Origin of the sequence: Nostoc sp. DedQUE02, from assembly GCF_034531035.1 — a bacterium.
Classification (GTDB): Bacteria; Cyanobacteriota; Cyanobacteriia; order Cyanobacteriales; family Nostocaceae; genus Nostoc.
Map to the genome: position 1 here is coordinate 77,297 of NZ_JAVRBY020000031.1, position 7,432 is coordinate 84,728.

3 protein-coding genes are annotated in these 7,432 nt (G+C 44.8%); 1 reads left to right on the top strand and 2 read right to left on the bottom strand.

Going from position 1 to position 7,432, the window contains the following annotated elements:
• Positions 1-533: 533 nt before the first annotated feature.
• Positions 534-4,766 (top strand): CheR family methyltransferase, encoded by a 4,233-nt coding sequence (locus RMX98_RS22020; protein WP_409881426.1) that lies wholly within the window; start codon positions 534-536, stop codon positions 4,764-4,766.
• Between the two features lie 152 nt (positions 4,767-4,918).
• Here RMX98_RS22020 and RMX98_RS22025 read toward each other — a convergent pair whose 3' ends face one another.
• Both RMX98_RS22025 and RMX98_RS22030 read right to left on the bottom strand, forming a co-directional pair.
• A complete protein-coding gene (locus RMX98_RS22025; protein ID WP_409881424.1) occupies positions 4,919-5,959 on the bottom strand; it encodes a chemotaxis protein CheB in 1,041 nt (346 codons plus the stop codon).
• 887 nt (positions 5,960-6,846) lie between these two features.
• Positions 6,847-7,257 carry an NACHT C-terminal helical domain 2-containing protein gene (locus tag RMX98_RS22030; RefSeq protein WP_409881726.1) on the bottom strand — a complete coding sequence of 137 codons (411 nt, stop codon included), beginning with the start codon at positions 7,255-7,257 and terminating at the stop codon, positions 6,847-6,849.
• Positions 7,258-7,432: the final 175 nt, after the last annotated feature.

Below are 7,432 nucleotides of genomic sequence, written 5' to 3' on the forward strand. Positions count from 1 at the left end.
CATTAATATTGTATTTTTTCTAACTTATTATTTATCGGCACTAACTTGGATTTAGGGAAATTAGAAGGCGTGTGAACAGCTATATTTGTTACCTAAAGTGTCTAAATACCCCCCTTGTAAATAGAGGGAATAATCTCTTAAAGTTCCCTTGTTCAGGGGAATTTTTGGGGGTAATAAGTCAAAATTTAATGTGCTGTACGAGATTTTTCAAACATCGTCTAAGAGGATGTCTGAGAAGTATTAAATATTTCGCTTGATCCCCCCTAGCCCACGCCAGTCGCTCATGGGGGAAACCCCCAAGACCGCGCTGGCTCCCCTTAAAAAGGGGGGAACCGGAATCAAAGTCCCCCAATTTATCGGGGGATTTAGGGGGATCTACAAGTTTCAAATACAACACCAAAAAGTTTTCAGACATCCTCTTAGATTGTTTATTTTTTTGTATTTAAACTATTATTAAATACAAAGCAAGTAAGTAAACTGACTTAAAGTATAAATCTGTTCTGCTAAACCATTGCAGTGCTAACTTTTATCCTATGACATCCGATCAACCCTTTGAGCAACCTGTATCTGAACCTACCGCTAATGATGCGTTCGACGTAGAGCAGCAACAGATTGCAGCTGCTTTATTTCCCATTGTTGGCATTGCCGCCTCTGCGGGTGGATTAGAGGCGTTTACAGAGTTGCTCAAATATTTGCTTCCCGATACAGGGATGGCATTTGTGCTGATTCAACACTTAGACCCTAACCACAAAAGTCTGTTGAGCGAGATTCTGGCAAGAGAAACTCAAATGCCCGTCATTGAAGTGCAAGACGGCATGAGTGTAGAACCTAACAAGGTCTACGTTATTCCGCCTAACACAAAGATGATCTTATCTAATGGAGTGTTGCAACTCACGCCGCGAGAGAAAATTCAGGGTAAATATATGCCTGCTGATGCGTTTTTTAGTTCGTTGGCAGCAGATCGAAAGCACAAAGCGATCGCAGTGGTTTTATCTGGATCTGATGGAGACGGTTCACTAGGGCTAAAGGCAATCAAAGCAGCCGGAGGCGTGACTTTTGCTCAGTGTGAAGACACAGCAAGATTCGATAGTATGCCCAATACTGCTGTTGCTGGTGGGAATGTTGATTTTATTCTGCCGCCTCAAAAAATTGCCGAGGAACTGGCAAACCTCAGTCGCAATCCTTTTATTTCTGAATCATTGCCAGCGATCGCGGTTGAGAAGTTGCCCGAACTGGTAGATGCTCTTGGGACTATTTTTGTATTGTTGCGATCGGCAACTAGCGTTGACTTCAGCCACTACAAGCCTAATACGCTTGATCGCCGAATCCAACGGCGAATGCTGTTGTATAAACTAGAAAAGTTAGAGGATTATGCCAAGTATTTGCAAAATAATCCGGGTGAAGTCAAGGCCCTCTATGAAGAAATTCTGATCCACGTCACCTATTTTTTCCGCGATCCCGAAGCCTTTGAAATGTTGAAAGAGCGAGTCTTTCCCATCATCACCAAAAACAAATCATTAGAGTTGCCGATTCGGATTTGGGTGGCGGGATGTTCCACGGGTGAAGAAGTGTATTCGATTGCCATCTGTTTGCTGGAGTTTTTGTCAGATAAAGTAACCCCACCGTCGATCCAGATTTTTGCCACAGACATCAGTGAGATAGCGATTGAGAAAGCCAGATCGGGCATTTATCCAGAGAATCAAATGATGGAGGTTTCACCAGAGCGCCGCCGCAGATTCTTTAATGCCATTGAAGGCGGTAGATATCAAATTAGCAAAGTTGTCCGCGAACTGTGTGTGTTTGCCCGACAAGACTTGAGCAATGATCCCCCCTTTTCTAACTTAGATTTAGTTAGCTGTCGGAATGTACTGATTTACTTGGACGAAACGTTGCAAAAACGGATACTGCCCATCTTTCATTACAGTCTCAACCCGACAGGCTTTCTGCTGCTAGGGACTTCAGAAAGCACAGGTAAATATTCGGAGTTGTTTACTCTGATTGACAAAAAGTATAAAATTTATGCCAAGAAGCTAACTGCAAATCGTCCAATTCTTTCGTTCGTTACCAGCAATCATCCAGTAGCAAAAATAGAGGAACCTAAGGCGATCAATGAGAATCAATCAGAGGAGTTTGATTTAGATAGAAAAACCGATCAACTGATCTTGAATCGCTATGCCCCAGTAGGTGTAGTAATCAACAACAAGATGGAGGTGCTGCAACTTCGGGGAGAAATCGATCTCTACCTAAAACTTGTACCTGGAAAAGCGAGTCTCAACTTATTTAAAATGGTGCGCCAAGGCTTGCTCGTAGAGCTACGCGCCGCAATTTATCAAGCACAACGGCAAAAAAATCTAGTTAAAAAGCAAGGGTTACGAATTGAAGAAGGCGATCTTTCAAGAATCGTCAATCTTGAGGTGATTCCATTCAATTCTGTGGCTAACGAAGAATTCTACTTTCTGATTTTATTTGAAGAAGCCGCACCTGTCGTTAACAACTTCAATCCGGTAAATCCTGAGAGCCAGGAGCAGTCCTACCTAGAGCAAGAGATTGTTCGGTTAAGGCAAGAACTCGCAAACGCCAACCAAGAGAGGGCTGCAACTCAAGAATATCTGCAAGCGGTGATTCAAGAGCAAGAACACATCAATCAAGACCTGAAAGTTGCTAATGAAGAAATCCTCTCCAGCAATGAGGAGTTGCAAAGCACCAATGAAGAGCTAGAAACTGCCAAAGAAGAGATTCAGGCAACCAACGAAGAACTCAACACAACCAATGAAGAACTTCGCTCTCGAAATCAGGAATTACACCAAGTTAACAACGATCTGACGAATTTGCTTGCTAGTATCAATATTCCCATTTTGATATTGACTTCGGACTTACGGGTTCGACGTTTTACGCCGATGGCGCAACGGCTTTTCAATTTAATTCCCACCGATGCTGGACGACTTTTAAGCGATATCAGAGCTAATCTAGATATTCCTGATTTAGAACCTTTAATTTTAGAGGTACTTGACACACTCAGCATCAAAGAATTAGAAGTCCAAACCTTTGGCGGACATTGGTATAACCTCCGCATCCGTCCTTATCGCACCACAGAAAACCAGATTGACGGAATAGTGTTGGTGTTAATAGATATTGATGGTCTTAAACGCGCTACCGCAACCTTAGAACAAGCCCGTGATTACGCTGAAGCGATTGTGGAGACGGTACAAGTGCCGTTAATCGTGCTTGATTCTGATTTCCGAGTGAACAAAGCCAATCGCTCGTTTTATGAAACATTTCAGCTTTTACCAGCAGAGACAACGCAATCTCTGATTTTTGAACTAGGGAATGGTCAGTGGAACCTACCTGGACTACAACCGCTCCTAGAAGACATTCTGGTTAACGATACCAGTATTCAAAACTTAGAAATAGAGCATCGTTTTGAGCGGATTGGGGAGAAAACCATGCTGCTCAATGGTTGGAAAATTGTTCAACAGGGAGAGAGCCAAAGGATTTTGCTGGCGATTGAAGATATTAGCGATCGCAAGCAGTTTGAGTTAGAGCGAACCAAGTTATTGGCACAGGAGCAGTCAGCCCGTCAAGAGGCGGAAAATGCCAACCAAGCTAAAAATGAATTCTTGTCGAACTTGTCCCACGAACTTCGTAACCCGCTTAATACTATACTCGGCTGGGCGCAACTCGTCCGCACCCGCGATTTAGATTCTTCAGCAGTCGCTCGTGCCTGGGAAGTGGTGGAGCGGAGTGCTAATGTGCAGGCTCAGTTAATCGATGATATGCTGGATCTCTCACGAATTACGAGTGGAAAGCTTCATTTAAAGACTCGTCTCATCGATCTAGTCTCAGTAGTGAATGCCGCCATTGAGTCTATCGAATTTTCCGCAGAGGTGAAAGGTATTCAAATTGTTTCACAGTTGAACTCGGCGACAGTTGTCGGAGATTTTGACCGTTTACAGCAAGTTATGTGGAATTTACTTTCTAACGCGATTAAGTTCACTCCAACCGATGGGCGAGTGGGAGTTATGCTCGAAGCTGTATATAGTCACGCCGAGATTCGAGTCAGCGACACAGGAATTGGCATCTCGGCAGACTTGCTGCCCTATGTGTTTGAGCGCTTCCGCCAAGGAGATTCCAGCACTAGCAAAACGAGTCAGGGGCTTGGATTGGGCTTGTCAATCGTTCGTCATATTGTCGAACTTCACGGTGGAACAGTTCAAGCGCAAAGTCCAGGCCAAGGACTAGGAACCACAATCATCATCAGGCTGCCTCTGCGCTCAATGCCGCCGGAGATTACACCGCCAACTTATTTAGAGCCGAGCCTTTTATCTGAGACTCCAGATCCATTAGATGGTAAAAATCCATCCCTTACCCTTGAAGGGTTATGCATCTTAGCTGTAGACGATCAAAAGGATAGCCGCGACTTAATCCAGTGGATATTAGAAGATTTCGGGGCAGAAGTAGTGGTTGTGACATCGGCAAGGGAAGCGATCGCGGCTCTAACGGAATCTCCTGGCAGATATGATCTGCTTCTAGCAGATATTGGGATGCCAGAGGAGGATGGTTACTCGCTAATTCGTCAGGTTAGAGAGCTTGAGGCTGAAGCTGGGGGACAAATTCCAGCAGCAGCAATCAGTGCTTATGTCACCGAGCAAGAGCGGCAAAGGGCGATTGATGCTGGTTTCCAAGTGCATCTAGCTAAACCGATTCAACTGACTCAATTGGTATTGATGATTGCAAATTTGAGTGGACGAATCACAGATAATTCGTAATGACGCTCGAATACTCTTTTTTCTCTCCCCCTGCTCCCCTGCCCCTCGGTCACTGAGCGTAGCCGAAGTGCTGCTCCCCCTGCTCCCCCTGCTCCCCCTGCTTCAAAAAGCGATGATCTCACATTTTCGCGTTGCTCCCGTTCAGCCTCCAGCTACTCCGGCTGTTCTTCCTCTATTGCGGCAATAGTTCGTTTCGTGGCAAAGCCATTAAGAATAATATCTCGAATTAAAGATACCTCTTTATCCAAATTCATTGCATGATCTTCATATTTTGTTGCGGCACCAGTTAAATTGTAGTTTCTCATCCGTTCTGCCATTTGACGCGAGAATGTAACCTTTTCCTCCATTGCCCGCACAGCCGACCACAGCGCATTTTCAAGATTCTGAGTTTGCTCTGCCAGGAACACATTAGCCGTAAAGGAATGCCCCGTGTGACAGCGAAACCGTAGCGGCTCTCCTTTGCGAATTTGCCAGATGCTACCGTTGCATTGAGGGCAAGTGTAAGTCGTTCGAGTCCCGATCGCTTCTACACTCTCCAAAAGCTCTTGCGTATTCATCTGCTGTTCAGCAATCTTAGATTCAATTTCGATCTCTTCGGTAACAGGGTATGCCTGCTCCTTGGCGGCAGGTTCTTTTGACAACTCCACTAGCAAGTCTGGGATTTTTGCAAGCGGCAGGCAGTAATCGACTTTCACATAGCGTAAAGCGCTCTTTGCCATGCTGGGGTATTCTGCTTCCTTCGGATCTTGAACGATCGCCACACCGCCCCGTTTCTTGATTGCCTGCAACCCTACCGTGCCATCATCGAGATAGCCAGTAAGTATCACACCTACCACCCTTGTACCATAAGCACGGGCGGCTGAACGAAATAACGCATCGATCGCGGGGCGAAAGCGGTTTTCTTCGGGCCCGCGCACGACACGCATCAAGCCTTGGTTGACCAACAGGTGATAATCGGGCGGTGCGACATAGATTCGCCCGGTTTGAATTGACTCTCCATCTACCGGGTGAGATGCTGGGAGAGAGGCTACATCTGTAAGAATTTGCGGGAGAATGCTAGGCTTATTCGCTGGGAGGTGCTGAACAATGAAGAACACAGCATCAATGTCAGCAGGCACAGCACTCAAGATTGCGCCCAGTGCTTTGAGTCCGCCTGCGGAAGCGCCAATAACAATAATGTCATGTCCAAACATAGATACCTTTTCTTAGCGAATAAAAGCTGCCTAATGTTATCTATGTTTTCTAAATAATTAAACATCTTCTAGTATGAAGATGCCTGAAACCATATTTAAATATCAGGAAGAAAAGGGTTTGGCACAGCCTCACAAAGAAAAGCTTAATGAATGCATTCCCAGTCGGAGACTGGGAACGACGAAAGTCAAAGTTTTTAGGACTTGTGTGTACACCGTAGCGATATATTGGGGGGGAAACAGAAATCTAGTTCCCTCACGCCACTTCCTTCAAGCCCGGAAACCCGTCGAACGCAGTGGCTTGCCCTTATAAGGGTAAAGTTAGGGTGGGGTAAAACCCTGGTTCACCAGCTATTTCAGACTTATGTGTACACCGTAGTCCCAACACATCGGGGAGGGTTGGGGAGGGTTGATTCAAGGATTTTTGCAAGAGTCTAATGAATATCAAAGACTCATTAATGAATATCAAAGGCTCATTAATGAATATCAAAGGCTCATTAATGAAGTTCCGAGCCTCATTAATGAATATCAAAGACTCATTAATGAAGTTCCGAGCCTCATTAATGAATATCAAAGACTCATTAATGAATATCAAAGACTCATTAATGGAGTTCCGAGCCTCGTTAATGAATATCAAAGGCTCATTAATGGAGTTCTAAGCCTCGTTAATGAATATCAAAGACTTATTGTTGCATTCTAAAATATATAGCAGCAGTTCTCGCTTGGGTAAAGTACAGTTTTGACCTCACTTCCATTCCTCTCTCCTACAAGGAGAGAGGCTTTGAATCTTACTCCCCTTCCCTCGTAGGGAAGGGGTTGGGGGTTAGGTCTGTATTGGACTCAACTGCAAACCGCTATATCTCCTCTCTCCCTCTGCTCCCCCTGCCTCATCACAATCCCTGCCATTCTCGCTTGGAGAGTTCTTTTATCGGCAACAACAAACTGGCTTCAATCTCCTGGCGCACAACGTCTGTGATCTCACAGTTGCTATTAAGGCAATCGATTAGCAACTGATTGGCATCGTAATATTGTTGTAATACTTGTTCTTGCTGTGGGCTGAAGTGCCAATGATGCTCAATGTTTCGATGCTTGGCGATCGCAGTTTTTAACTGTTCTATCCAAGCAGGATAACTTGTTTGCCACCATGTCTGAATCCTTTCTTTACTTTGTTCTGGATCGGGAAGTAGGTCTTTAAGTTGTTGTAAAGCTTGATGTAAGCCAGCATCTTGAACAATTGCTAAAGCAGTACTCAGAGCATCGTTGCACTCATAGACATCGGCAAAATTAGATTCGCATTCCATTACTACGTTATCTAATACCGCATCCAAAAAAATATCTTCATCGAAGATGCAGACAAGGGCAAAGTACGGGGTAAGGTGAGGAGTCTTAGCAAGGGCAACAGGACTTACGCAACTGGCACAGTGCGATCGCGCCTTCATAGTACAGAAATACTATTAAGAAGTGGCGGACTCAGAA

Coding starts and splice junctions, on each gene's coding strand:
- RMX98_RS22025 (WP_409881424.1), bottom strand. CDS start 5,959: ATGTTTGGACATGACATTATTGTTATTGGCGCTTCCGCAGGCGGACTC.
- RMX98_RS22030 (WP_409881726.1), bottom strand. CDS start 7,257: ATGGAATGCGAATCTAATTTTGCCGATGTCTATGAGTGCAACGATGCT.
- RMX98_RS22020 (WP_409881426.1), top strand. CDS start 534: ATGACATCCGATCAACCCTTTGAGCAACCTGTATCTGAACCTACCGCT.